Below are 25,895 nucleotides of genomic sequence, written 5' to 3'. Positions count from 1 at the left end.
ACGGGCGCCGTCCAGCCGTACGCCGGTGAACTCGGCGAATCGCTCGGACAGCTCCCGGGCGAAGGTGGCGGCGTGGCCGCCGCCCGTGGTCCAACCGCGTCTCCAGCCGGCAAGGCCAGCCGCCGGTCGGCAGGCCGTCGACCGCCCCGGTTCCGGACGCGCTGGTCGGCGAGGCCGTACGGGGATCAGCGGAACAGAGCGGATAGCCGCTGGTCCGCGGGTCCGGGCGGGACGGAAATGATGGCAGAGGTGCCAGGCGACCATCCGGGTCACCTGGCTACCTGCCGTCTGGAGAACTCTTGGTGATCTAGGACTTGGACGGCTTGGGCTCGCGCGGCGGGCCGCTCGGGACGTCAGTGGTGCAGGTCAGCGGGGCATCGTCGGGCACCAGGCCCATCGAGACCGCGACCCGGCTAGGGGAGTCCGGCTGGTAGCCGGCTGTCCTCATGCCGATGATCAGCTTGGTCGCCGGGGGCATCGCCGATGGCGTGATGACCATCCAGGGGGTTGTGTCAGGCTGCTTCTCCTTTCGGATGGCCTCCTCGGAGTTCTCCTGCCGGACGTCCTTGTTGGAGTTCTCCATCCGGACGACCTTCTCGAAGTCCGCTTCCAGATCCTGCGACGCGTTCGACGGCTGGCACCACTTGTTGATCGTGATCTGCGCGGGGATGCCGGCCTGGGCCAGCGTTCGCTGCATGACCTCCGGATCCAGCGACTGCTGCTTGGTCATTTTCACGGTCACCGTGCCGTCGGGGTTGGTGTCGACCGAGAAGGCTGCGAGGTGCACGTGCACCTGATTGCCGGTGGCCGCCGGCGGCGCGTTCACCTGGGGGCTGTCGATCGCCAGCGTCAACGCCAGCCCCGTCGCCAATGCGGCGCCGGCCACCGCGCCCCCGATTCTCCGGCGGCGGCGAGACCGGCCCGCCGCCACGAGCTCCTGCACCGGCGTGTGCATGTGCACTCCGGCCATGGCGTCGCGCACCGTGCCCAGTACGTCATCGTCGTTCATCGTTCGCCCTCCTGGCTGTTGACTGTTGCGAGGTCGCCACGCAAAGTCGCGACAGCGCGCGACAGATGTGCGGTGACGGTTCCGGGAGCGACCCCGAGGGTCCTGGCCGCGGTCTCGGTGTCCAGATCGAGAAAGACGCGCAGCGCGACCACCTCCCGCTGCCGTGGCGGCAACCGCCGTAACGCCGCCAGCAGAGCGGGGTCCACGTCGACCCCGTCGGCCGCCGTGGGGTCCACGGCTTCGTGACCTGCCAGGGCGACCTCATGGCGGCGCCGTCGCCACCAGGTGACCCGGGTGTTCAGCGCCACGCGAACGATCCAGGCGTGTGGCGCTGGATGCCGGCTCACCTTCCGCCACGATATCCACGCCCGCGTGAATGCCTCAGATACCAGGTCCTCCGCCAACTGCCGGTCACCTGTGGTGGCGAGCACCGCTCGGAGGCAGGCATCCCGGTTTCCTGGTAAAAATCCTCGAACTCCAGATGCTCCACATCCCCTATACGTACAGGGACAGTAAGACGCTTACGTACTTCTCACATCTCGCTTGGGCCCGCGAAGCACGGCGTTGCCGCTCACGGACACTTTCCGCTGTCCGGTTTGTTTCTGGGAGAACGATGGACAGGACGACCACGATGCTGACGAAGTTCGCGCTGGTCCCAGCTACGAGCTGAGCCTCAGCGGCCCATGGGCACTGCCCGGCGCTCCATTGCGGGGCTGGAGCGGAAGTGGCCCGGCCGGCGTGCGGGTGACGATCGTCGAACCCGGCACGTTCGCGACCGACTTCGCCAGCACCGCCCACGTCGTCGCGCCCGACGAGGTCTACGCGCCGACCGTGGACGAGTTTCTCACCGGGTTCTCCGCGCTCCCGCCGTCCGCATTCGGGGATTCGGCCGACGCGATCGACGGCATCCGGGCCGCACTCGAATCCCGGCCGGCTGAGCTGGAGAAAGTCAGCCCAGCGCGGCCGCCTTGCGCAGCAGCACTGAGCGTTCGCGCTGGTTGGCGCACAGCCGAGCCGCCAGCTCCAGCTCGGCGCGCGCCTCCGGTCGCCGGCCGAGGCGGGCCAGCAGCTCCCCGCGTACGGTCGGCACCAGATGCGAACCGGGGAGCCGGTCCAAGGCGATCAGCTCGTCCACGATGGCCAGGGCTTGCGCCGGCCCCGAGGCCATGGCCACCGCGACGGCCCGGTTGAGCTCGACCACCGGCGAGGGCGCGACCCGGCCGAGCGCCTCGTAGAGCACCACGATCCGGTCCCAGTCGGTCGCCTCGACCGAGGGCGCCGACGCGTGGGCGGCGGCGATCGCGGCCTGCAGGCCGTAGGGGCCGAGGCCGCGAGTCGATGCCTTGGCCAGCGCGGCCAGCCCGCGGCGGATCGCCGAGAAGTCCCACCGCCGCCGGTCCTGGTCCTCGAGCAGGATCGGCGAACCGTCCGGGCCGGTCCGGGCCGGGAAGCGCGCGGCCGTCAGCTCGCACAGCGCGAGCAGGCCGTGCACCTCCGGCTCGTCCGGCTGCAGCGCGGCCAGCGTGCGAGCCAGCCGGATCGCCTCGTACGCGACGTCGGGGCGCAGTAGCCGGTCGCCCGACGTGGCCGTCGACCCCTCGGTGAAGATCACGTAGAGGACGCTGAGCACGCCGCCCAGCCGCCCCCGGCGCTCGCCGGCCGGCGGCAGCTCGAACGGCACCCCGGCCGCCGCGATCGTCTTCTTGGCCCGGGTGATGCGGGCCTGCACGGTCGGCACAGGTACGAGGAACGCGCGGGCGATCTCCTCGCTGGACAGGCCGCCGACCACGCGCAGGGTCAGCGCCACCCGGGCCTCGGAGGAGAGCACCGGGTGGCAGCTGACGAACATCAGTGCCAGGACGTCGTCGTCGATCCTGTCGGGGTCGATTTCCTCGTCGACCGCCGGGTCGGTCGCCAGCAGGGCGTATCGGTCCTGCAGGGCGGTCCGGCGGCGGATCGCGTCGATCGCCCGCCGCCGGGCCGTGGCCATCAGCCAGCCGGCCGGATTCGCCGGAGAGGCGAGCGGCCACGACACCAGCGCCTCGGCCACGGCCTCCTGGGCCGCGTCCTCGGCCAGCCCGAAATCGCCGGTGAACCGGGTCAGCGCGGCGACGATCCGCGCCGACTCGATCCGCCAGACGGCCTCGACGTCGGCCGTACCCATCAGCGCTGGCCGGTGCTGTCCTGCGGGACCTCGTCCTCCTCGGGCACCCGCCGGATCTCGATCTTGGACCCGGGGGCCGCCGGGACCCGCTTGGCCCACTCGACCGCCTCCTGTTTCGAGACGACATCGAGCAGGAAGAAGCCCCCGAACAGTTCCTTGGTCTCTCCGTACGGCCCGTCCGTGACCACTGGGGCCTCGCCGCTGAAGTCGACCACGGCACCCTGGCCCGGATCGTCCAGCCCTTCGGCCCCGAGGAGAACACCGGCCTTCATCATCTCCTCGATGAAGAGTCGGGTCCTGGCAATCCCCTCCTCGATCGAGGCCATCATGGCGGCGTTCGACTCATCGGTGCCCCGCATGATCAGCATGTACTTCGGCATCGCGTTCTCCTCATCCGGCGGAGCCGCCTCTCGGCCCTCGCACCCACACGTCGAACGAGCGGCCCGCGGATCGACACGGCCCCGGAGAAATCTCTCGCCGCGACGCAGCCGAATCCGTCCGACCCGCGTTTCGCCCGTCAGACCTGGCCCTGAGCGATGGCTGACGCGGACGCCCTGCTGATCAGAAAGCTTATCGTCGCAGCTTTGGAAGGCGGCGACGATTCAGCGGCCCTTGCCCACGGTGGTGAAGAGGGTGGCCAGACCATCTGACTGCAATCGCTCTGCCCAGTCACACAGCCGGCGGAGCAATTCGCGATGGGAGGGATCAGCGCTGTCGATGCTGTCGCGGAAGGAAGCCGATCCTGGAGTCGGCTTGGCTTCCCGTTGAATCCCCGACGGCGAAACCGAGGCCGCCAAAGCGCGCTCCGGCTCGACCAGTTGCGGGACGAGCACCTGGCTCCCACGCACGTCGTAGGCCATCACCGTCACCAGATCGATATCCAGACGATCGTTGGTGACGGTCTGCAGGTACCCGGCAAGCTCGATCAAGTCGGTCGGCGCGGCATCGAGGACCACGACACAGCGGGCATTCCTTTTCTCGAATTCGTCCGCCATGCCGTTGCGGAGGCCTCGATGTCGAATGATCCGTCACCGATCTCCGCAGCCACCACGTCGGCGACAGTCGCGTGCCCGCGTGCGGCCACATGAGGCTGCATCAGCTCTTCGAACGCGGACGCCGACAGCCGAAAAACATAGGACGCGTTCTTGCCGCGTGATCATGCACATGCTCCCGCACGCACCGCCCTACCCGGCGCTTTGTGCGGCGTGATCATGCATGACTAGGGTCCATGCATGATCACGATCCGGGGAACCCCACGTCCCCGAGCTTCCGGGAAACCCCGCATGATCACGGCGACGGGTTACCTGGCCGGCTCTCTAGTTGTCCTTGATCTCGCAGATCGGCGAGCCCGCGGTGACCGTCGCGCCGACGACGGCGGACAGGGCGGTCACAGTGCCGGCCTTGTGCGCCGTCAGCGGCTGCTCCATCTTCATGGCTTCGAGCACCACGACGAGGTCGCCCTCGGAGACGGTCGCGCCGTCCTCCACGGCCACCTTGACGATGGTCCCCTGCATGGGAGAGGTCAGCGCGTCGCCGCTCGCGGCGGCACCCGGCCTTCCCCGGCCCGCACGCGCGGGCCTCCCGCCGCGCCCGTTGCCGGCCGTCTGCCGGTGGATGCCCAGCCCAGCCGGGAGGACGACCTCCAGGCGCTTTCCCCCGACTTCGACGACCAGACGTTCCCGCTCGCCGGGCTCGGCGGCTTCGATCCCGCCCTCGTAGGGAGGAATGGTGTTGTCGAACTCCGTTTCCATCCATCTGGTGTGAACGCCGAACGACCGGCCGTCTCCCACGAACGCGGGGTCGTCGAGCACGGCACGATGGAACGGGAGCACTGTGGGCATCCCTTCGACCACGAACTCGGCCACGGCCCTGCGTCCGCGCTCAAGGGCCTGGGTGCGGTCCCGGCCGGTGACGATGAGCTTGGCCAGGAGGGAGTCGTAGGCGCCGGGGACCGTCTCGCCCTCGGCGTAGCCGCCATCCAGCCGCACCCCGGGCCCGGACGGGGGCTGCCAGCGGGTCAGCGTCCCGGGAGCGGGGAGGAAGCCGCGGCCGGCGTCCTCGGCGTTGATCCGGAACTCGATCGCGTGGCCGCGCACCTCGGGGTCGTCGTATCCGAGCGGCTCCCCCGCGGCGATCCTGAACATCTCCCGCACCAGGTCGATGCCCGTGACCTCCTCGGTGACCGGGTGCTCGACCTGCAGCCGGGTGTTGACCTCAAGGAAGGAGATGGCGCCGTCCTGGCCCACGAGGAACTCACAGGTGCCGGCCCCGACATATCCGGCTTCCCGCAGGATCGCCTTGGACGACTCGTACAGGACGCGCGTCTGCTCGGCCGTCAGGAACGGCGCCGGCGCCTCCTCGACCAGCTTCTGGTGGCGGCGTTGGAGAGAGCAGTCGCGGGTGGAGACCACGACCACCTTGCCGTACCGGTCGGCCAGGCACTGCGTCTCGACGTGCCGCGGCCGGTCCAGGTAGCGCTCGACGAAGCACTCACCCCGGCCGAAGGCGGTCACGGCCTCGCGGACGGCCGACTCGTACAGGGCGGGGATCTCCTCGATCGTGTGGGCGACCTTCAGTCCGCGGCCGCCTCCGCCGTACGCCGCCTTGATCGCGATCGGCAGACCGTGCTCTCTGGCGAAGGCCACGACCTCGTCCGCGCCGGACACCGGGTCGGCCGTGCCCGCGACCAGCGGCGCGCCGACTCGCTGCGCGATGTGCCGGGCCTGGACCTTGTCGCCGAGGGCGTCGATCGCGGCGGGCGGCGGGCCGATCCAGATCAGGCCCGCGTCCATCACTGCCTGGGCGAAGGCCGAGTTCTCGGCGAGGAACCCGTAGCCGGGGTGCACGCTGTCGGCTCCGGAGCGCCGGGCGATGTCGAGGATCTTGTCGATCGACAGGTAGGTCTCCGCCGGCGTGGCTCCGCCGAGAGCGTAGGCCTCGTCTGCCATGCGCGCGAAGACGGCGTCGCGGTCGGGGTCGGCGTAGACGGCCACGCTGCCCATGCCGGCATCCTTACAGGCACGGATGATGCGAACGGCGATCTCCCCTCGGTTGGCGACCAGCACCGTGCGGGGTGCCCGGGAGTGGGTCCGGGAGTGGGTCATCGAAGGCCTCCTAGCTTCCACATCGATCCACGCCAGGCACCCGGCCCGGCGGTCAGGGGCGTGCGCAGCGCGCGGTGCCGGACCGCCCAGCCGTGGCGGCCCGGGGGCGCCGGGGCGGGGCCGTCCGCGGACTTCCACATCACGGCGAGCGCTGTCAGGAGCGCGGCCAGTTCCTCGGCCGTCGGGCGTCCCCCGACGATCAGTGCCTCGCTCAAAGCGGGATGTTCCCGTGCTTCTTGGGCGGGAGGGCCGCCCGCTTGCTCCGCAGCAGCCGCAGGGACCGGACGATCTCCCGCCGGGTCTCGCGCGGCGGGATCACGGCGTCGACGTAGCCGCGCTCGGCGGCCTGGTAGGGGTTGGCCAGCGTGTCCTCGTACTCGGCGACCAGCTTGGCGCGCAGGGCCTCCGGATCGGCGGCCGAAGCCAGCTCCTTGCGGTAGAGGATGTTCACCGCCCCCTGGGCTCCCATGACGGCGACCTGCGCGCTCGGCCAGGCGAGATTGACGTCCGCGCCGAGGTGCTTGGACCCCATGACGTCGTACGCCCCGCCGTACGCCTTGCGGGTGATGACGGTCAGCAGCGGGACGGTGGCCTCGGCGTAGGCGTACAGGAGCTTGGCCCCGCGGCGGATGATCCCGTTCCACTCCTGATCGGTGCCCGGCAGGAAGCCGGGGACGTCGACGAGCGTGAGCACGGGGACGTTGAAGGCATCACAGGTCCGAACGAACCGGGCGGCCTTCTCCGAGGCGTTGATGTCGAGGATGCCGGCCAACTGCATGGGCTGGTTGGCGACGACACCCACGGGCTGGCCGTCGACACGGCCGAAGCCCACGATGATGTTGGGCGCGAACAGGGCCTGCACTTCGAGGAAGTTCGCGTCGTCGAGGATCGACTCGATGATGATCCGCATGTCATAGGGCTGGTTCGGCGAGTCGGGCACGAGCGTGTCGAGCCCTCGGTCGGTCTCGCCGATCTCCAGGTCCGCCTCGTGTCCCTCCGCCGGAGCATCGTCCAGGTTGTTGCGCGGCAGATAGGACAGCAGCGCCTTGACGTAGTCGAGCGCGTCGTCCTCGTCGTCGGCCAGGTAGTGGGCGTTGCCGCTTCTGGTGTTGTGGGTCCGCGCCCCGCCGAGCTCCTCGAAGCTGACGTCCTCGCCGGTAACCGTCTTGATGACGTCGGGGCCGGTGACGAACATGTGCGAGGTCCCCTCGACCATGACGGTGAAGTCGGTGAGGGCCGGCGAGTAGACATGGCCGCCGGCACAGGCGCCCATGATGAGCGAGATCTGCGGGATCACACCCGAGGCGTGGACGTTCCTGCGGAAGATCTCGCCGTAGAGCCCGAGCGAGACCACGCCCTCCTGGATGCGCGCCCCGGCGCCCTCGTTGATTCCGATGATCGGCGATCCGGTTCTCAGCGCGAGATCCATGACCTTGCAGATCTTCTCGCCGTAGACCTCGCCGAGACTGCCGCCGAAGACGGTGAAGTCCTGGGCGAAGACGCACACGGCACGGCCGTCGACCGTGCCGTGACCCGTGATCACGCCGTCGCCGTCCACCCGGTTCCCGTCCAGGCCGAAGGCGGTGCTGCGGTGCCGGGCGAGCGCGTCCAGTTCGACGAACGACCCCGGGTCGAGCAGCCGCTCGATCCGCTCCCGCGCGCTCAGCCTGCCCTTGGCGTGCTGCTTCTCGGCGGCCCGGGCGGCATTGACGTGTACGGCCTGGTGCAGCCGGTCGTCGAGCGCGGCCAGCCTGCTCGCCGTCGTGTGCCGATTCATTGATCACCACTCGGATCGCGGATTGAAACTCAGTTTTACATGGACGATACTGAGTTTCAGGACGGCGGACAACCCCCGGGCCTGGGAGACTGAGCGGATGCCCCGATCACCTGTCAGCCAGCGACTCGCCGAGGCGGCGACGGCGCTCTTCGACGAGCGCGGCTACGACGAGACGACGGTCGACGACATCGCCGCCAGAGCCGGCGTGAGCCGCAGCACGTTCTTCCGGTGTTACCGGTCCAAGGAAGACGTGATCTTCCCGGACCACGACGCCCTGCTCGACCAGGTGCGGGCGCGCCTCGCCGCCTCGACCGCCGACACCGCGATCGTGGCCGTGTGCGACGCCGTCCGCATCGTGCTGACGCGCTACGTGGAGGACGCCGAGGTCTCACTCCAGCGCTACCGCCTGGTCGGCAAGGTCCCCGCGCTCCGCGATCGGGAGATCGTCAGCGTCGCCCGCTACCAGCGCCTGTTCCGGGAGTTCGTCGGCGACTGGCTCGGGGACTCCCCCGATGCCGCCCTGCGCGCCGAGCTCATGGCCGCCTCCGTCGTGGCGGCGCACAACCAGGTGCTACGCGGATGGCTCCGGGACAACGGCCGCCACGACCCGTTCGGGCCTCTGGACCACGCCCTCCAATATGTCATCACGACATTTCGGCATCTGGAGAAATCACGGGACGAGCGCGACCACGACACCGGCCAGATCGTCGTGGCGACCTTCCGAAGCTCAGCGTCGCCGGACACCGTCATGGACGCCATCCGGGCGCAGCTCCACGCGCCTTCCTGAGCGACCCCAGCATGAAATCGACCAACGACAGACTACGTGCGGCCAGGGGCGCCGGGCGGTCCCCGTCGATGACCCGGGTCGTCGCGACCCGGCCGCCAGGGGCGCTCGGGCCGCAACGCATGGCGGCAGGACATCAGCTTGGGGGTCGCGACGCACTTCTCGAACCGCTCGGTCTTAATGCATGTGCGAGATCTGCACCGGGTTGGCACACGACAAGCCCAGGGGCTCCACATCTGCTCTCTAACATCCGGAGCATGCGCGTCACCATGGTGCTGCCGGCACTGACCGAGGCCACCAGCCCGCTGTTCCGGCCGGTCAAGTACTCGCTGTTCCCGCCCCTGGGGCTCGCCACCCTGGCCGGCTACCTGCGCGACGACGACGAGGTGCGGATCTGGGACGAGCACGTCCAGCGGCTGCGCCTGGACGACGACCGTCCCGACCTGGCGGTGATCCAGCCCTACATCACCTCGGCCCGCCGGGCGTACGAACTCGCCGACGCGTACCGGGCCCGAGGCGTGTACGTGGTGATGGGCGGGCTGCACGTCACCTCCCTGCCCGAGGAGGCCGCCGCGCACGCGGACACCATCGTCACCGGCCCGGGAGAGGACACCTGGCCCGAGTTCCTGGCCGACTTCCGCCATGGACACCCGCGAGCCCGCTACCACTCGACCCGCCGGACGCTGACCGACCTTCCGCCGGTACGGCGGGACCTGATCGACCGGCGCCGGTACCTGGTGCCCAACTCGATCGTGGTCTCGCGGGGCTGCCCGCACCACTGCGACTTCTGCTACAAGGACGCGTTCTTCACCGGTGGCCGGTCCTTCTACACGCAGACCGTGGACGCGGCGCTGGCCGAGATCGACCGGCTGCCCGGGCGGCATCTGTACTTCCTCGACGACCACCTCCTGGGCAACCGGCGCTTCGCCGAGGCGCTCTTCGCCGGAATGGCCGGGATGGGGCGGCTCTGGCAGGCCGCCGGTACGGTCGACTCGGTGCTCGCCCCGGGGCTGTTGGAGCAGGCGGTCGCCGCAGGACTGCGCAGCCTGTTCGTCGGCTTCGAAACCATCAACGGGGACAACCTGGCGGCGCAGCGCAAGCGGCAGAACATCGGCCGCGACTACGCCACGGTGGTACGGCGGCTGCACGACCTGGGCGTGATGGTGAACGCCAGCTTCGTGTTCGGCATGGACGGGGACCGGCCCGACGTGTTCGACCGTACCGTCCAATGGGCGGTCGAGCAGGGCATCGAGACCGCCACGTTCCACATCATGACCCCATACCCGGGCACCGCCCTGTACCAGCGGATGGCGGCCGAGGGCCGGATGCTGCACCAGGACTGGGACCGGTACGACACGCGGCACGTCGTGTACCGGCCGGTGGGAATGAGCGCCCAGCAGCTCGAGGACGGGTACTGGCGGGCCTACCGGGACTTCTACCGGTGGAGCGCGATCTGGCGCGGCGCGGCCACCAAGCCGCTCCTGGGCGACCGGCTGCGCCACCTCACCTATGCGGGCGGGTGGAAGAAGTTGGAGCCGCTGTGGGACGTGGCCATCCGGGCGCGGCAGGTGACGCGCGCTCTGCCCTTACTCGAAACGCTTCTGGGAAGTTTCGGCGCACGCCGCTCGGACGGCGGGGCGCCCCGGTCGCGGGCCGTTCCCCCGGACGAGCGACCTGATCGACGGGCTCAACCCGAAGTTCCTCGAGTCGGTCGCTGAGGACGCCAGGCAGGCTCCCCTGCCGGAATTCGACAGAGTGCCGGCCGCGACGCCTGGATCATGCAGCGGCGGGAGAGCCTTTACGCTGCCCAGCACTGTGCCTTTACGCTGTAGATCCCAAGTATGAGGGAGGGCGCTCCGCCCGCGCCGGCCCGCGGCAAACGGAAGGATGTGGCGTATGACGACTGACATGCGCCGGTTCGGGGAGACGACGGCTATCGGCGCGTGCACGCCACAGCCAGCGCTCGACTACTATTTGATCTTTCCTGAGACCCCGGGCGACGATCCATCGGCACAGCCGGATGGAATCGCCGTTGAGGAGTTCATGCTCGCCGATGACCACACGGCGACCGGCCTGAACAACGCCGCGTGGACCTCGGCGGATGGCGGCTGGTGGAGTTCGGCGGCCTTCGGCCGCGGAATGCGCAGCGATCCGGAACTGCGCGCCCGGATCGTCGCGGTCCAGCGACGCGATGCTGAGATCGTCTACCGTCGGCTCGGCGCGGGTGAGCTTCCCGACGAGACGACATTGCGGACCTACTTCCACGACTGTCAGCCGTTGACCGGCTCGGCTCCGCTACGGCTCAGCCCTCCGGAAGTGCCCGAGGGGTTCCACGACAAGCGGGTCTACCGGATCCTGTTCGCCAACGAACTGGGCAAGGACGGCCTGGCATACCTACAGAGGGTCTGGCAGATGACGCTTGCCGATGACTTCGCGGATCCGCGGGCTCGCGTAGTCGGCACTGCTCGCCTGCGGGTGGCCCACGACCTGTTCACCTGGGATCTTCGCCGGATCGGCCCTGGCGTGGCCTGGTGCCTCGACCTGACCGCCTGCCTGGGCGACCGATCCCGCGACATCACGAGGCCTCTGCTGCGGGAGCTGACCACGGTGATGCGTTTCGAAGGGCTGATTCCCGTGACGATCGAGCGCTTCGCCTGACGTCCAACGCGCCGTCGAGGACGTACCGGCCGACGAACCTCGTCGGCGAGCTTGCCTGCGGGATCGTAGTGGCGCGCCGGCTCACCCCGACCTGGTTGGACGCCCAGGCTCTGGGAAACACCGGTGATGAACTGGGTACGGCCCGCTGCCAGAACATCACCGTTGCTTGTCATAGTTGCCACGCTAGGTCGTGTGTATGTGACAGGACGGCAGGTCAGAAAGCAAGGGCAACGCTCCGGCCACCGACAGAGGTGGGAGCCGGCCACGGCACCGAAGGAACATGACCCCCGTGGCGGCGGTTGTACGCCGTCGCCGCCGTCGGCTGAGGGGGTCAGGCGTGAACAGCTTCGGCGACGCCCCGATCGGTGACTGGCACCATGCCGCCTATGCCGCGGTCAAGACGCTGGCGTTGTTCCTGACCGCCGCGGTGGCGCCTACCTCCAGCAGCTCATGATGGAGTCGAACGGCAAGCATGTGACCCGCGACGGCGACCTCGTCGGTTCGGCGGGGGGCCGTACCGAAAAGGACCCGTGACCTTCGGGCACCTCGTGGTACGGCCTACCCAACCGTTCGGGCGGGCGCGGACTGCAACCATGGCCGACATGCAAGACTTCATCGACGATGATCCCGGCTATCTCGCGTGGCTCGCCGTTCATCCGAATGGCTTCGTGCTCAACACCTATCGCAGGCCCACTTCGACATACCTGGTCCTCCATCGCGCCACCTGCCGAAGCATCAGCCTTCTGCCGACCGGCGGATCTGCCTGCACCAAGGACTACAGGGAAATCTGCGGCGCGCGGGAGGAGCTCGAATCGTACGCGCGCAACGCCGTCGGTGGCGACACGCGCCTCTGCGGGCAGTGCCTATGAGTAGACCAATGCGGCATAAGAGCGCGTTGCAGCCCAGCATTGCACGCGCGGGCCCACCGAGCGCGGTGGCAACCGGCCTAAATGGCGCTGGCCGACCCTGTTGCCCTGTTGGGCTACCGCAGCCACCGCAGTGCGGCGTCGGCGCTGTCCTCGGGGCTGCTATTGAAGGCGATGGCCGCGCCGGGCGCATGCTGCCGGACCAGGTTGACCACCTTCTCGAAGAACTCGAGCAACGGCTCGTGCTTGCGGATACCGCCCCCAATAACCACGCAGGCGTAGTCCTTTCGGGTCAGCGCCTCCACGATCGCTCCTTCGGCGTTCTCGTCGAGTGCCACCAAGCACAAGTCGGCCTCGATGCCATGATCGCCAAAACGGGCCTGACCACGTGTTATCGCCGCCTTGACCGGCTCAGCGTCCCAGCCCGGGATCATGGCGGGATCGAGACCGACCACTAGTACTCGCCCCAGTGCCATGCATCCTCCTTCCTACAGAAGGGTCTGGCCCCAGCACCGTGGTCCACGTGGCACCGAGTTCACCAAACATCGTCGACCTCATCCGAATGGCGCGTCACACGATCCTGATGCTGCCACAGGTGGTACCAGACGTGCTCGATTCCCGGACCCTGGGCCGACACCACATTCGTTCTCTCATCGGCAGAGCCGGACGTGTCCCGCACTCGGATCTCCGACGCCCGCCCAGCGGCCGAAGAGTGCGGGGGTGATGGTGTAGGAACCGCTCCCGGGCGTTCTGCCAGTCCGGATCGGTGGTTCGTGCCGCTGTGAGCTCAGTCCGCCATAGTCGCCGTCTGCGTTCAGAGTGGAGCACCTCGTGGGCGTCGCGGCGCAGCGTCGCCAGGTCGACATCACCAACCACAGCACGCTCAGCGGCGGATCCGGATGCCGAGCAGGGCAGTGCCGCTTGGAAAATATGTGCTTGGCAAGGCAGATGGGCCTTCTCGGTGAGTGGTCAGTCAAGGCAGAATCTCGACGTACCCGTCGCTTCCGTGCACGCGGATCCGCTGCCCATCGGGAATCAGCCGGGTGGCATCTACCACACTGACGACAGCCGGCAGGCCGTACTCCCGTGCGATCACTGCGCCGTGTGTCATCAATCCTCCGACCTCCGTCACCAGGCCTGTGATGGCGACGAAGAGGGGCGTCCAGCTCGGGTCCGTGTGGGCCGTGACAAGGATGTCACCCGGTTCGAGATCAGCCTGGGCCATGTCCAGGATGACGCGGGCGCGCCCTTCGATGGTCCCGGCGGAGACCGGTAGGCCGATCAGGGCGCCGGTCGGCACGTCGTCGCGTCGGTACGCCCCGGCGATGACCTCGCCATCCGATGTCAGCACCCGGGGCGGCGTGAGCGCGTGGTACGACCGGAACGCGTCCTTGCGCTGCTGAATTAGCTTGTCATCCACCTGCTTCGAGCGCACGACGTCGTGGAGCTCCTGGAACGTGAGGTAGAAGACGTCCTCCTTCTCGGGAAGCACGTTGGCCTGCACGAGGCGCTCGGCCTCTTCCAGCAAGGCCTGCTTGTAGACGAAGTAGCGGCTGACGATGCCGTACTTCGGGTACTCCCGGTAGCCGATGAAGGTCCGGACCCGGTCGATCATCCGCTTGGTCTCGTCGGCCTTGTGCTCCCCGTCCGGCAGTGCCCGCAGGCGTTCGAGCACCTCCTGCGCCTTCTTCTGCGCCTCCTGCCGTCCTTGCTCGAAGCGCCGCTTGGCGGCGCCCGGCTCGAAGTTCCTGACGTTGTCGAGGATCACGGGCACGAGCGTGGTGGGGCGTTCGCGCCAACGCGGCCTCGTGATGTCGATCTCGCCGACGCAGCGCATGCCGTACCGGTCGAGGTAGGCCTCGATGGCGTCGCGCGCTTCGGTCCCGCCCGCGAACTTCGGCAGCTCGTCCAGGAAGCCGTCGTCCTCGACGCCCTGCAGGAACGCCACCACCTCCGGATGCGGGCGGATCACGTCCGCGACGTCGAGCAGCGCCAGTCCCATCTCCGACGTGACGTTGCCGGGGGCGGACAGCGTGAGCGTGTCGGCCGCGTTCTTCTCGCCCAGCCATTCCCGCAGCCGGTCGTTGAGCCACCAGGTGGCCTCCATCCCCGCCATGATCGCCTGCATGCTCAATGGATCACTGAGGACCCGCTTGTGCTCCTGGAAGGCCTCCAGCAGGAAGTCGAACAGCGCCGGTCCGCTCTTCGTCCGGATGTCGCGCCGCAGGGCGGCGATGGACGCCTGGCTACGCTCGATCAGCTCGGTGACGATGGCCGGATCGGTCTCGATCGGGGCGGACGCGCCGCCGGCCGGCGGCCCGCCGGGACCAGCCTCCGGGAGCGCCAGGACGAAGTCGTGGCGGTCGAGGACGGTCTCCAGCGCGTCCCTGATCAGCGGATCGGACCTCCCCGCCATCTCCAGGAGGCCAGCGCGGCCCACGGGCGAGGCCAGGCGCCGGGTGACGTCGACGAACAGCCTCCCGCCGGCCTCGTGCATCGGCGCCATGGCCGTCAGCTGCCACACCGAAAGCCCCAGTGGCTTCATGGGGTCGGTCATCATCTGCTGATGACCAACGGAGAGGTAGACGTGGTTCTCCCGGTCGCGGGCCGCGGGGATGGGGAACAGCGTGGTGATTGGCCGGCTCTGCACGATCTGGAAGTCATCGTCGACCAGGCACCATTCGATGTCCTGCGGGCGGCCGAAATGCGCTTCGATCCGCCGCCCGAGCTGCACGAGCCGCACGACCTGCGCATCCGTCAGCGCCGGCTGCTCCTGCCGCTGCGGGTCGATCGCCACTTCCTGCGTCCCGCCAGCCGGCAGGGCCTGAACGGCACGCTGTTTGGCGGCGACCGCCTCGGCGACGACCTCGCCGTCGCGCACCTTGAAGACATCCGGGTTCACCAGGCCGGAAACCAGGGCCTCGCCGAGGCCGAAGCTGGCGTCCACGGTGGCGACCTTCCGGTTGCCCGTGACGGGGTCGGCCGTGAACAGGATGCCGGCCGCATCCGGGAAGACCATCCGCTGCACGACCACGGCCATGTGGACCGTACGGTGGCCGATACCGTTGCGCAGGCGGTAGGTCACGGCCCGCTCGGTGAACAGCGACGCCCAGCACCGGCTGACGTGCTGGAGGATCGCGGCCAGCCCCACGACGTTCAGGTACGTGTCCTGCTGGCCGGCGAAGGAGGCCGTCGGCATGTCCTCTGCCGTCGCGCTGGATCGCACGGCGTAGGCGGCTTGCTCACCGAGCTGGGCGAGCGCGCGGGTGATCGCCGCCGCCAGATCGCCCGGGATGGCAATCCCTTCGATGATCCGGCGGATCTCCGCGCTGAGCGTGCGGATCGCCTCCCGGTCATCCGGATTCAGGCGCGACAGCTGATCGAGCCGATCGTCGATCGACGGCGCTTCCGCCATGATCCGCCGGAAGGCGGCCGTCGTCACGCAAAACCCAGCCGGCACGCGGATGCCCTCGATCCGCGACAGCCCGCCCAGGTGCGCGGCCTTGCCGCCAACGACCGCGACCCGCGCCTCGTCAACGTCCTGAAGATCCAACACGTACCGCTCGATCATCGCGACACCTCCGAGGCAGCCGTGCTCCGTCGCACCGCACTGGCCGATCGAATCACCGGCGCCTCGATCTGTGTCGAACCTCTTGTTCGGCACGTCCTCATGTCTGGTTGGCTTCCCTCTGACGAGTCGGCCGGCCGCCGCGCCCGGTCGGGCGGCGCGCACCCCCGCACCTCCGCGTCAAGCGCCCGCAACCGCACCGCCAATCTCATCAGCGGTTCGAGGTCGCCACGTTCCCCGTACATCGACAACACACCCACGTCGTGCCCCCCATTTCCTCGTCGGTGCTGTGTCCGGCCGCCGATTCTGCGGCAGGACCCGGGTCTTGCCGCAAGCCCCCCTGTGCGCTATACGGTAGAAGTGGCGGGAAGTTAGTCTTCTTACGTTGCTTTTGGTCGTCCGCCGCGAGCTGAGATCCTTCGACCGCCTGGAGCGTGCCGGGTACCTCCGGCGGGTGCCGGACCCCCACGACCGCCGCAGCGCCCTGGCACTCTCAGACGCCGGTGGCCACGGCCGCCGAACACGGGGGCAGCGATACAGCTGACCCCATCAGCGGCCTCTTGGCTGTCGGCGGCGCGAGCGCTGGGCGGGAAAACCGTACGCGAGCGAGGGCGGAGCGGACGTCCGCCGAGTGGTCGCCGCCATCGCCTCGGCGGTCCACGAACGGCTCGGCTTCCTGCCGTGGCGGTTCGACACCTCCTCCTACGAGGCGGTGCCCTCATCGGCGCCACTGACCGGCCCTGCCTGTGCGACGCCCTGGGATCCGGAACTGGCCCACGCGATGACGCGGCGCGCCGCACGGGTCGGGGAGGAGCTCGTCCTCCCCGATTTGCTCACCGACCTGGCAGCGGGACCATCCGGCCGCCGGCGGTACGGCGAGGGATCTCAGGCGCTCTGAGCTGGGCGGCGGCCGCATTGGGTGCAGAAGAGGGCGGTTCCGGGGGAGATCCGGCCGCACTCGCAGGTCCAGGGAGAGACGGTGTCCTCCTGCGGAGGTGAAGGAGCCGGGGATGGGGGGTCGGTGTCGCCCGGGTACCGGGATGTATGGGTCACGGCGACCTTGACCACCTGGACGTCATATCTGCTGATGTCGGTTCTGAGGCTGACCTCGCCGGCCGCGAGGTCGACGATCTCCACGAACCGTTGTAGCTGGTCGAGGACCTTCCGGTCACCGGTTTCGCCGGCCAGCTTGACGGCGCGGCCCCAGGCCGCTTTCGCGGCGGTCTCGTCGCCCTGGCCGTACGCGTGCAATCCGGCGTCCACGGCCTGGCTCAGGTCGACGTACGCCGTGTAGTGAGTGGAACGGGGATCCACCCAGGTGGGGACGTTCTCGTCGGTCCAGTGGACCAGCACGAGGCCGGGATCCGCACGCGTCTCCTCGCCCACCACCAGATCGATCCGCGCGACCCGAAGGTCCTCGAAGAGGGGCGCATCCGCGCTCGTGACCTCGAACCCCACCTGATACTCCCTGACCTCGTCGCCCCAGGGGCCGGTGGAGACCTCCGTGACCCGGTCGCTGAGCGCGACCGCGTGTTCGGTGAGGTCGGACATGGTGGGGTGCACCTGCGTGATGAAGCGAAGCTTCGCGGGCGGCGTGGTCGTGACGCGGATCAGCAGGTCCGCGGTCACCTTCCGAAGGGCTGTCCGGGTCATGGCCCGGAACTCGGCTTCCAGGTCGGAGTCGTCCAGGACTGCGTCCGCCGCTCCCCGCAGAACCGAGGTGATCCGCAGCAACTGGTCGGCGTCCCAGTCCTCGCCAATGCCCCGAGCGTCGCACGTGAACTGCCCCTGGCACCTTTTGAGCGCCTGCTCGAGCGCACCGGGAGACTCCATGTTCTGACCGTCCGTCAGCAGGATCGCGTGCCTGAGGTCGGCGGGGTGCGCCACGAACAGGTCGAGAGCCTGGGTGAGCCAGGTTCCGATGTGCGTGCTGCCGCCGTCGACGAGGCGGGCCACGGCGGCCTTGGCCTGGGCCCTGCTTTCCGGCGTGGCAACGGCCATGCGCGGCTTGTGTCGGGGCTCGCGACGAGGCTCGTGCGGATAGACCACCCGGGCTCCGTCCGTGCCCTCGACGACGGCGAAGAGCACTCCGTCGGGCAGGACGTCGATGGCGGCGGCGGTCGCGCGTCTCGCATCGGCGATCTTCGGGCGAGCCCCTCTGGCGTCCGGACGGGCATGCGCGGGCTCGCCCATCGACCCGGAGCAGTCGATGATGAGGACCTCGGCCCATCGGGCGGCCGGAGCCTCGGCCGGGCCGCCGGCCCCCAAGCCCTCGGCGGAGACCTCCAGCGAGGCGTGCAGTTCCGTCCTGGCCGTGAACAGGTGCTTGCCCTGCCGCACGTCGAGATGGAATTCCAGCTCGTTGCTCACACCCAGCTCCACGGCCGCACGGAGTTGGCGAGATCCACCAGGGCGCCCTTGTCGGCGGCTGTGTCCGCCTGCTTGGCGAGGCGCATGAACAACTCCTCCAGCTCTCTGCGTAGATCGTTCTCGGCGGCGGGACCGTCGTCGGACGGCGGGATCCGGCCCAGGGTCTGCTCCAGCACGGCCGCAGTCAGCCGGTCCCGCGCCTTGCCTCTCGGCTCTCCCCCGTCGAGGACCAGGGCGGGCAGCCTGCGCCGCGCCTCGCTGAGCTGCTCCCATGTCGGCGGGCCGCTGGACATCGGCTCGGAGTAGATCCGGACGGCGGCTGCCCGGGCCGCGTCATGGTGCCGCGACACCCGTGGCACCTGGTCGAGCACGGCTACCGCGCCCGCCCTGTCGCCGCCGCGAAGGCGCAGCCTGGCCAGTCCGAACGCGGCGTTCGCGTGCGAGCGGTCGCGCCGCCACACGGCCTGGTAGTAGAGCTCGGCCCGCTCTGGCTGCCCCAGCCGCTCCGCGCAGTACCCGAGCGCCAGCTTCGGCGCTATCTCGCCGGGGATCGCCGCGTAGACCGCGTCGAACCGCTTCTGCGCCTGCCGTACCTCGTCGCGCGCGAGCGCGAGCAGCCCGCGGTGCCAGGCCGTACGCCAGTCGAAGCGGGCCTTGGGACCCAGAGCCGCCTCGGCGCGGGCGGCGCACCGCTCCGCGCCGTCGAGGCCGGCGAGTTCCAGGTAGGCAAGTTCGAGGTAGGCAAGTTCCAGGTGCGCGCGGCAGCGGAGGAACTCCACCTCGGCCGACTCCGGCTCCACCCCGGACAACCGGTCGAGGAGACCGCGCGGGTCCGGCGCGCTCACCGTGGCCAGCAGGTCCGCGGCCGGATCGCCCGGATCGACGTACGGCACGGGCAGACCGACGGCTACGGACGCCGCCGTAGGCCGGAGATCGGTCAGCGCTTCGGCGGACCGGCCCAGGGTCCAGCGCTCCAGCGAGGGAACCGTGCTGAGGCCGCCGTCCAGCAGCGCCGCCGTCGGCGCGAACAGCGTGGACGGCTCCGCGTGTTCCCGGCCGGTCCGCAGCGCGAGCAACTCGCGCAGGACGCCTGTCACCTGCTCGGCCATCCGCGCGGCGGAGGCGAACCTGCGGTTCCAGTCCGCGTCGGTCGCCCGGCTGACCAGTCGCGCGAACGACTCGATCGCCAGCCCGGCCTCACCGGGAGCGTCGGCTCCGCCGGGACGCCAGTCGTCGGCGGCCCGGAACAGCTCCTCCAGCATCTTGCCAACGCTGAAGACGTCCGACTGGACGGACAGGCCTCGCCCCGCGATCTCGTCTCGGCTGACCTGATAGCGGGGCGTGCCGACGATCGGCGACTCCCGGTCGTCGAACCTCCGCACCCCGCCCATGTCGACGATCTTGACGCGGTTGGCGGTCCTGATGACGTTGTCCGGCTTCATGTCGCAGTACAGAAGCTCGCGGCCGTGCAGATACTCGAGCGCGAGGAGGATCTCGTACCCGTAGGCCAGGACGTGTTCGAGCGGAAGCGGCTCCCTGTCCTCGCCCGTACGGCGAGCGTCGTGAAGGATCTCACGCAGTGAGCGCCCGTTGAGGTACTCCATGACGATGTAGCCGCGCCGGTCCCCCGCCTCGGGGTCGTCGTGCGTCACGAAGTTGTAGATCCGGACGATGTTGGGGTGGTCCAAGGAGGACAGGAAGCGGCGTTCGGCGATGCCGAGGTTGACGGCGACCGGGTCGTTGGGCTCGATCAGCCCCTTGAGCGCGACGTGGTTGTCGTCCAGGTGCGTGTCCTTGGCCACGTATACCCAGCCGAGCCCGCCGCGGGCGATGGGCCCGACCACCTTGTACTGGTCGCCCACGACCTCGCCGTTCGCGAGCCGCGGGGTGAAGTCGAAGGGGGTGCCGCACTTGGGGCAGAACCCCTTGAGCAGGGCCGGCTGGTCGGCGTACCGCGTGCTGATCGTGGTGCCGCAGTCGTGCTTGCGGCACCTCCGGGCGAAGCTCAGCGACTGGGGGTCGGTGATGATCCGGTTGGAGGGGTCGTCGCCCGGCGTGACCGGCAGCGACACCAGCCCGTCCACCGCGAGCAGCACGCTGCTGGCGGACCTCGGCTGGGACGCGGCGCCGGGCGCGTCGGTCGAGACGGACTCCGGGAGCGCGCGGCGGCCGCACGTGTCGCAGAAGCCCGTCTTGTCGATGGCGCCGGGGCAGTTCGGACGGGCGCATGGTGTAGGGAAGACGGCGTTCATGTCATCGGCTCCGCAGCGCGCGCAGGTAGTCGTCCACCGACTGGGCGGCCTCCGGCAGGTCGCACGGCCCCCGGGACAGCAGCTCGTGCGCTCTCCGGTACAGCGTGGCCAGGCCGATCTCCCGCTCCGAGCGCTGACCGCCCGACTCGGATCGGTAGGCGTCGAGCAGGCCGCGAAGCCGGTTGCGCTCCTCCAGCAGCTCATCGAGGCGCAGCCGGGTCGCGGCCGCCTCGCGCGCCAGCTCCTCCGCCTCCGCCTCGCACGCCGCCACCTCGTGCAGCACGGGTCTGCCCCGGTCGGCCGCGGCCCGTACGGCGCCCACCCGCAGCCGGAGGGCGACCGCGCCTCTGGGCACGTCCGGCACGGGCCCGACGCGGGCGGCGACGTATCGGTGACGTTCCCGCGCCGCGCGCTCCTCGGCGGTGACCTCGGCGACGCGCGCCGCCAGCGCCTCCAGGCGCCGGCGGACAGACGCGTTGCCCAGCACCTCGCGGATCTTCTCCGACTCCTCGCGGAGCCCGACGAGAATGCGGTGGTCGTGCTCGGCGAGGGGCCTGAGCACCTCGTTCGCCAGGGCGTCGGGGTCGGCCGCCGCGTCCACGCCGTCGATCACCAGCGCCGCCCGCCCCCGCTCCCCGCCCGGCTCACCCGGAGCGGCGTCAGAGCCGGGCGCGATGCCGAGGCTGTCGGCGATGCGCCTGGACACCTCCTCGACTGTCTTGCCCGAGACATCCAGCGCGAGGTCGATGCTGCCCGGAGCCGGGACGGTGTCGTCCGGGCCGATTTCCGCGGCCTGGCCGGTGGCCGAGGGGCGAAGCTCCCGGTTGGACAGGACGACGGCGCGGGCCAGCGCGGCCGACACCGCCGACCCGGCGCCGCCCGTGACGATGACCATCACCTCGCCCGGCGCTCCGCGCTGGAAGAAGCCGGCGATCCGCCTGGCCATGGCGGGGTCCTGGGGCCGCGCGTCGTAGCGCTCGGGGAAGGAGGGATCCACGGCGGGGTCGCCGGTCACGAACTCGGCGACCTGCGGGAGATACCCCACGATGGTGTCGACCGGGATCATCCACGAGTGCCCGCCCGGATCGCGGGGCCACTCGCCCACCACGATCCCCACGACGTCATGGGTGGCGGCGTCGGCCACGGCGGAGCCGCTGAAGCCCCGGCGCACCCGCCTGTCGGGCAGCTCGGCGTCCATCTGGATCCATTCGCCGCCGGGGCCGCTCCGGCCGCTGAGCCGCGACGTCACCCACAGGCCGTTGTCGACGCCCGTGGGGAAGCCGCGCGTGTAGACCTGGCGATTCCAGGGCGGCAGCCGTCGCAGCGTGGCGCCCCGTCCGCCGGGAGCGGGCTCCCGCAACTCCAGCAGGGCGAGGTCGCCGCGCTCGTCGGCGTACGGCGGCACCCAGCAGCCCTCGGCAACCCGTGCGCGTCCCGGCGGGACGTCCGACAGGCCGACGAAGTCGACGTCGACCTCACCCTCGGGCACGGCGACCACATGGGCGCAGGTGAGCACGTGGTGGGAGCCGAGCAGGACGCCCGCGCCGAGGATCTTGTCCTCCCGCCTTATCCGCACCCACCATGGTTCGTCGCCCTGTCGAGCCTGGCCGGTTCCCACATTCCGAAAGGGTACGCATCGGCGAGGATGCCGTGAAGGTCCATGAATAGTCGAGTTCACCGTACTTCATCGCGCTAAATGCCCATAAGAGGCAAGCTCGGCAGAGATAGCCACCATTTTGCCCGAGCGGACCCTCGGACGTTTGGATATCGCTGGACTTGGTCCCGTCCAGCCGTACCCGTAGAAATTTCCCAGCCGATGGTGGAATATACCGCTACGGCCGGACAAGGGGGTGTCCGAGCGAAATCGGATGATCGCAATGTTCGACGGAGATACGGAACGATAGTGTCGCGACGGGAAGACGGGGTCGTTGTGCGCAGTTTCCCCACCAAACCAGACGCTTGAGTAGGAAACTACCCATGAGCTGGAGACTCCGCGTGATCGCACACGGTCTTGCTCTCGTCGCGCTGGCGCCGGCGGCCTGCGGGCAGGCCGAACCTCCGGCTGGCGACGGCCGGGTCACGCTCTCATTGGTGGCCTACTCCACTCCGAAGGCGGCGTACCAGAAGATCATCGAGGAATTCGCGCGCACGCCCGAGGGAAGAAATATCCGGTTCGAGCAGTCCTACGGCGGGTCCGGCGACCAGAGCCGGGCCGTCGAGGCGGGCGCGAAAGCCGACATCGTGGCATTCTCCCTTGAGCCGGACATCACCCGGCTGGTCGAGGCCAGGCTGGTCGCAGGGAATTGGCGCTCGGATGAGTACGGCGGAATGGTCACCAATTCGGTCGTCGTCATCGCGACGCGCGGAGACAATCCCAAGGGCCTGAAAACATGGCGTGACCTTCTCGGCAAGGGCGTCGAGGTGATCACTCCGAACCCCTTCGTCTCGGGCGGCGCCAGGTGGAACATCCTGGCCGGCTACGGCGCGGAGTCGGGGAGGGGCGCGCGCCGCGCCGACGGCGTCGCCTACCTCCGCGCCCTGCTCTCGCACGTGCCGGTGCAGGACTCCAGCGCGCGGGCCTCGCTTCAGACCTTCAACTCCGGCAGGGGAGACGCTCTCCTGGCCTATGAAAGCGAGGTCTTCTTCGCCCGGAAGGGCCGCAGGCCGCTCGACTACGTCGTGCCCGACGCCACGATCCTGATCGAGAACCCGGTCGCCGTGACGACCACGAGCCGGCACCCCGAGGAGGCCAAGGCGTTCGTGAGGTTTCTGCGGACCCCGACGGCGCAGCGGATCTTCGCGGAGAACGGCTACCGCCCGGTCCTCCCCCAACTGGCGGACCCCAAGAGGTTCCCCGTCCCCTCGGGGCTGTTCACCATCAAGGACCTCGGCGGCTGGTCGAAGATCGACAAAGAGTTCTTCGATCCGGAGACCGGCGTGATAGCCGGCATCCAGGGACAGCCGTGAGCACGCCCGTCCCGGGCCGCCGTGCCCGCCGCCCGCGCGCCACGACCCGCAACCGGCTCACCGCGTGGGCGGCCCTGTTTCTGCTGCTCTTCGTGGCGACCAGCGCGGCGGGCCTGCTGGCCGACCGCGCCGTGCGGGCGGCGGGCCGGGAGATGGCGACCAGCGCCGCCCAGATGAGCGACAACGCGCAGGCGATCTACCGTTCGCTGTCCGAGGCCGACACGGCCGCGACCGGGCGCTTCCTGGCCATGGCGAACCCGCGCCAACGCGAGGAACTCGACCGCCGGTACGGCGAGGCGCTGACCGTGGCGCGCGAACGGCTGGCCGCCTCGTCCGCGCTGACCGGCGGCGACCCCGAGCGCGCCGCCGGGATCGCCCGCATCTCTCTGCGCGTTCCCGTCTACACCGGCCTGGTCGACCACGCCCAGGACCTGACCCGCTTCGCGCGTACCGATCCCAAGCGGGCGCTGCTCGGCGCGGCCTATCTCCGGGAGGCGACGGCGTATCTGCGCGGGACCCTTCTGCCCGCGGCCCTGGACCTGTGGAAGGAGGAGATCAGCCGGCTGGGCGAGGCCCGGAACGGCGCACGGGTCGCCATCGGCTCCCTCGCCGTGCTGCTGATCGCGACACTGGGTGTGCTCTGGCTGGTCCAGCGGTACCTGTGGCGGCGCACCCGCCGCCTGTTCAACCGTGGCCTGGCGCTCGCCACGCTGGTGACGCTCGCCACGCTCGGCTGGCTGGCCTGGTCGTTGAGCGCCTCGCCGTACGCGGATGGGCGCCTCGGCGCGGTCGGCGAGAAGCTCGGCGCCCAGCAGTATCTGGTCGGACTGGAGCGCGCGGCCCTCGAGGCCAGGGCCGATGACTACCTGCGCCTCGGCGGCAACAGCACCGCCGTCGGCTCGAACGAGTTGCGCGGCCGGTTCCGGGTCAACGCCGGGTGCGACCATCCGCAGGGGCCTCTCTCCGGCGCCCTGACCAGCCGGATCAACGACTGGTGCACGGCCTACGACCAGGAGATCCACGAGAAGGAGCGCGCCGGACGGCACGAGGAGGCGGTGGCCGCCGCGCTGCCGGAGGGGAAGGTGGCCGTGGCGTACGAGGAGTTCGACGCGGATCTGACCAGGGCGATCGAGAACGGCAAGGCCGCCATCCTCGATCTGGCCACAGACATCCCGGTCGCACCGGACGGGCTGGGAGAGGGGACCGCGCTGCTGTGCCTCGCGGCCGCCGTCTGCGCCGGCCGCGGCATCTGGATCAGGATCAGGGACTACCTGTGAGAAGCCACGGTCAGGGACTACTCGTGAGGAGACCGTCGCCCCCGCCTCGCCGGTCGTCCGTCCGCCGCGTCCTCGCCGGGGCGCTGACCGCCGTGTCGCTCGCCGGATGCGCCTCCGGCTACAGCGGCCCCCCGCCCGGGGTCTCGCCGACGCCCAGTGGAGTCCAGACCGCGACGGCCCCGCCCCCGGCCACCACGCCATCGGCCGCCACGCCCTCCGCCGCCTGCGAGCGGCGAAACAGCCTCGCCCCGGATTCGGCGCCACCCAGGAGCATCACCGGCAAGGGCGGCCAGATCCGGGCCGGCGTGGACCAGACGATGACGCGGATGTCCTACCGCGACCCGGCTACCGGGGAGTACCGGGGCTTCGACATCGACATTCTCTACGAGATCGCCAAGGAGATGTTCCCCGGGCGGGACCCGCGCGATGTGCTCGTCTTCGTCGCGATCACCTCAGGGGAGCGTCAGGAGAGGCTGCGTGACGGCACCGTCGACCTCGTGGCCGACTCGATGATCGCCACCTGCGAGCGCACCGAGGAAGTGGCGTTCTCCACCGACTACCTCGACTCCGGGCAGACCGTGCTGGTGCGCGGCGACTCGGACTACCGGGGACTCCGGGACCTCGCCGGAAAACCCGTCTGCGCGGCGACCGGCACCACCTCCATCGAGGTTCTGCGGAACCGGCCGGAGAAGCCGGTCCCGGTGGGCGTGCCCAACTGGACCGACTGCCTCGTCATGCTGCAGCAGCGCCAGGTTGAGGCGATCTCCACCGACCACAACGTCCTGCTCGGCCTCCAGGACCTCGACCCGTCAACCCGGTTCCTGGAGACCCCGCCGCCGCGTTCGCCGAGCGACCCGTCGTGCCGGTGGTACGACGGGCCGGCGGCCACGTGTACCTGGTTCACCGACGAGCCCCACGCGATCGCGTTCCGCAAGGACGACACCGATTTCGTCAGGTTCGTCAACCACGTCCTGGAGAAGATCCGGAAGAACGGCCGCTGGCGCGCCATCCACGACCAGTGGCTGCTGGACCACCCCGACAAAGGGCCGCCGCCCGCAGCGTACGGCCCGAACCCGACCTGGCCGCCTGGCCGATGATC

General features: G+C 69.8%; 21 protein-coding genes and 1 pseudogene. 9 read left to right on the top strand and 13 right to left on the bottom strand.

What is annotated here, in order from left to right; genetic code table 11:
• Positions 1–307: 307 nt before the first annotated feature.
• The 8 genes and pseudogenes from ABH927_RS32245 to ABH927_RS32210 form a co-directional block, all read right to left on the bottom strand.
• Complete coding sequence (locus tag ABH927_RS32245; RefSeq protein WP_370027906.1) at positions 308–1,009, bottom strand: hypothetical protein; 702 nt, start codon at positions 1,007–1,009, stop codon at positions 308–310.
• Positions 1,006–1,464, bottom strand: a pseudogene (locus ABH927_RS32240) (sigma-70 family RNA polymerase sigma factor); the annotation flags it as partial. The gene ABH927_RS32245 and the pseudogene ABH927_RS32240, both read right to left, overlap by 4 nt.
• Positions 1,465–1,958: 494 nt before the next feature.
• Positions 1,959–3,173 (bottom strand): RNA polymerase sigma factor, encoded by a 1,215-nt coding sequence (locus tag ABH927_RS32235; RefSeq protein WP_370027905.1) that lies wholly within the window; start codon positions 3,171–3,173, stop codon positions 1,959–1,961.
• Entirely contained in the window at positions 3,173–3,553 is a 381-nt protein-coding gene (locus ABH927_RS32230; protein ID WP_370027903.1) for a YciI family protein, read from the bottom strand. Before ABH927_RS32230 ends, ABH927_RS32235 begins: the two co-directional genes overlap by 1 nt.
• A 222-nt stretch (positions 3,554–3,775) precedes the next feature.
• Entirely contained in the window at positions 3,776–4,168 is a 393-nt protein-coding gene (locus ABH927_RS32225) for a hypothetical protein (RefSeq protein WP_370027901.1), read from the bottom strand.
• A 321-nt stretch (positions 4,169–4,489) separates the two neighbouring features.
• The gene (locus ABH927_RS32220; RefSeq protein ID WP_370027899.1) at positions 4,490–6,277 is read right to left on the bottom strand and encodes a biotin carboxylase N-terminal domain-containing protein; all 1,788 of its coding nucleotides are present in this window, start codon (positions 6,275–6,277) and stop codon (positions 4,490–4,492) included.
• On the bottom strand, positions 6,274–6,492 hold the full coding sequence (locus ABH927_RS32215; RefSeq protein ID WP_370027898.1) for an acyl-CoA carboxylase epsilon subunit: 219 nt from the start codon (positions 6,490–6,492) through the stop codon (positions 6,274–6,276). The genes ABH927_RS32220 and ABH927_RS32215 overlap by 4 nt, the downstream gene beginning before the upstream one ends.
• Positions 6,489–8,054: an acyl-CoA carboxylase subunit beta gene (locus tag ABH927_RS32210; protein WP_370027896.1), complete on the bottom strand. Its 1,566-nt coding sequence runs from the start codon at positions 8,052–8,054 to the stop codon at positions 6,489–6,491. Before ABH927_RS32210 ends, ABH927_RS32215 begins: the two co-directional genes overlap by 4 nt.
• 97 nt (positions 8,055–8,151) lie before the next feature.
• Here ABH927_RS32210 and ABH927_RS32205 point away from each other — a divergent pair, with 97 nt between their 5' ends.
• The 5 genes from ABH927_RS32205 (at position 8,152) to ABH927_RS32185 (ending at position 12,365) form a co-directional block, all read left to right on the top strand.
• The gene (locus tag ABH927_RS32205; RefSeq protein WP_370027894.1) at positions 8,152–8,841 is read left to right on the top strand and encodes a TetR/AcrR family transcriptional regulator; all 690 of its coding nucleotides are present in this window, start codon (positions 8,152–8,154) and stop codon (positions 8,839–8,841) included.
• 254 nt (positions 8,842–9,095) lie between these two features.
• On the top strand, positions 9,096–10,556 hold the full coding sequence (locus tag ABH927_RS32200) for a radical SAM protein (RefSeq protein WP_370027892.1): 1,461 nt from the start codon (positions 9,096–9,098) through the stop codon (positions 10,554–10,556).
• Positions 10,557–10,734: 178 nt separating this feature from the next.
• Complete coding sequence (locus tag ABH927_RS32195) at positions 10,735–11,496, top strand: hypothetical protein (RefSeq protein ID WP_370027890.1); 762 nt, start codon at positions 10,735–10,737, stop codon at positions 11,494–11,496.
• A 450-nt stretch (positions 11,497–11,946) separates the two neighbouring features.
• Positions 11,947–12,030: a hypothetical protein gene (locus tag ABH927_RS32190; protein WP_370027958.1), complete on the top strand. Its 84-nt coding sequence runs from the start codon at positions 11,947–11,949 to the stop codon at positions 12,028–12,030.
• Between the two features lie 59 nt (positions 12,031–12,089).
• A complete protein-coding gene (locus ABH927_RS32185; protein ID WP_370027888.1) occupies positions 12,090–12,365 on the top strand; it encodes a hypothetical protein in 276 nt (91 codons plus the stop codon).
• A gap of 113 nt (positions 12,366–12,478) precedes the next feature.
• Here ABH927_RS32185 and ABH927_RS32180 read toward each other — a convergent pair whose 3' ends face one another.
• Positions 12,479–12,838 carry a hypothetical protein gene (locus tag ABH927_RS32180; RefSeq protein WP_370027887.1) on the bottom strand — a complete coding sequence of 120 codons (360 nt, stop codon included), beginning with the start codon at positions 12,836–12,838 and terminating at the stop codon, positions 12,479–12,481.
• 497 nt (positions 12,839–13,335) lie between these two features.
• Complete coding sequence (rph, locus tag ABH927_RS32175; protein WP_370027885.1) at positions 13,336–15,933, bottom strand: rifamycin-inactivating phosphotransferase; 2,598 nt, start codon at positions 15,931–15,933, stop codon at positions 13,336–13,338.
• A gap of 628 nt (positions 15,934–16,561) precedes the next feature.
• Between rph and ABH927_RS32170 the strand changes: the two genes are divergently transcribed.
• Complete coding sequence (locus tag ABH927_RS32170; protein ID WP_370027883.1) at positions 16,562–16,828, top strand: DUF2399 domain-containing protein; 267 nt, start codon at positions 16,562–16,564, stop codon at positions 16,826–16,828.
• Here ABH927_RS32170 and ABH927_RS32165 read toward each other — a convergent pair.
• Genes ABH927_RS32165 through ABH927_RS32155 form a run of 3 tightly spaced genes read right to left on the bottom strand, consistent with a single transcriptional unit; the run spans position 16,816 to position 22,170 of the window.
• A complete protein-coding gene (locus tag ABH927_RS32165) occupies positions 16,816–18,300 on the bottom strand; it encodes a hypothetical protein (RefSeq protein ID WP_370027881.1) in 1,485 nt (494 codons plus the stop codon). The two genes, ABH927_RS32170 and ABH927_RS32165, sit on opposite strands and share 13 nt — an antisense overlap.
• Entirely contained in the window at positions 18,297–20,552 is a 2,256-nt protein-coding gene (locus tag ABH927_RS32160) for a tetratricopeptide repeat protein (RefSeq protein ID WP_370027879.1), read from the bottom strand. Before ABH927_RS32160 ends, ABH927_RS32165 begins: the two co-directional genes overlap by 4 nt.
• 1 nt (position 20,553) lies before the next feature.
• Positions 20,554–22,170 (bottom strand): trypsin-like peptidase domain-containing protein, encoded by a 1,617-nt coding sequence (locus ABH927_RS32155; RefSeq protein ID WP_370027877.1) that lies wholly within the window; start codon positions 22,168–22,170, stop codon positions 20,554–20,556.
• Positions 22,171–22,529: 359 nt separating this feature from the next.
• On the opposite strand from ABH927_RS32155, the gene ABH927_RS32150 reads away from it, so the two are divergent.
• From ABH927_RS32150 to ABH927_RS32140, 3 genes are read left to right on the top strand one after another with little or no spacing between them, the layout of a single operon-like run.
• Complete coding sequence (locus ABH927_RS32150; RefSeq protein ID WP_370027875.1) at positions 22,530–23,519, top strand: extracellular solute-binding protein; 990 nt, start codon at positions 22,530–22,532, stop codon at positions 23,517–23,519.
• Complete coding sequence (locus ABH927_RS32145) at positions 23,516–24,796, top strand: hypothetical protein (RefSeq protein ID WP_370027873.1); 1,281 nt, start codon at positions 23,516–23,518, stop codon at positions 24,794–24,796. The genes ABH927_RS32150 and ABH927_RS32145 overlap by 4 nt, the downstream gene beginning before the upstream one ends.
• Positions 24,797–24,819: 23 nt before the next feature.
• Complete coding sequence (locus ABH927_RS32140; RefSeq protein ID WP_370027871.1) at positions 24,820–25,893, top strand: transporter substrate-binding domain-containing protein; 1,074 nt, start codon at positions 24,820–24,822, stop codon at positions 25,891–25,893.
• The last annotated feature ends 2 nt before the right edge of the window (positions 25,894–25,895 follow it).

The organism is Planotetraspora sp. GP83, from assembly GCF_041262585.1.
Classification (GTDB): domain Bacteria; phylum Actinomycetota; class Actinomycetes; order Streptosporangiales; family Streptosporangiaceae; genus JAOEGB01.
The sequence above is the reverse complement of the archived record's forward strand: the minus strand, read 5'-3'. Positions and strand labels throughout refer to the sequence as shown.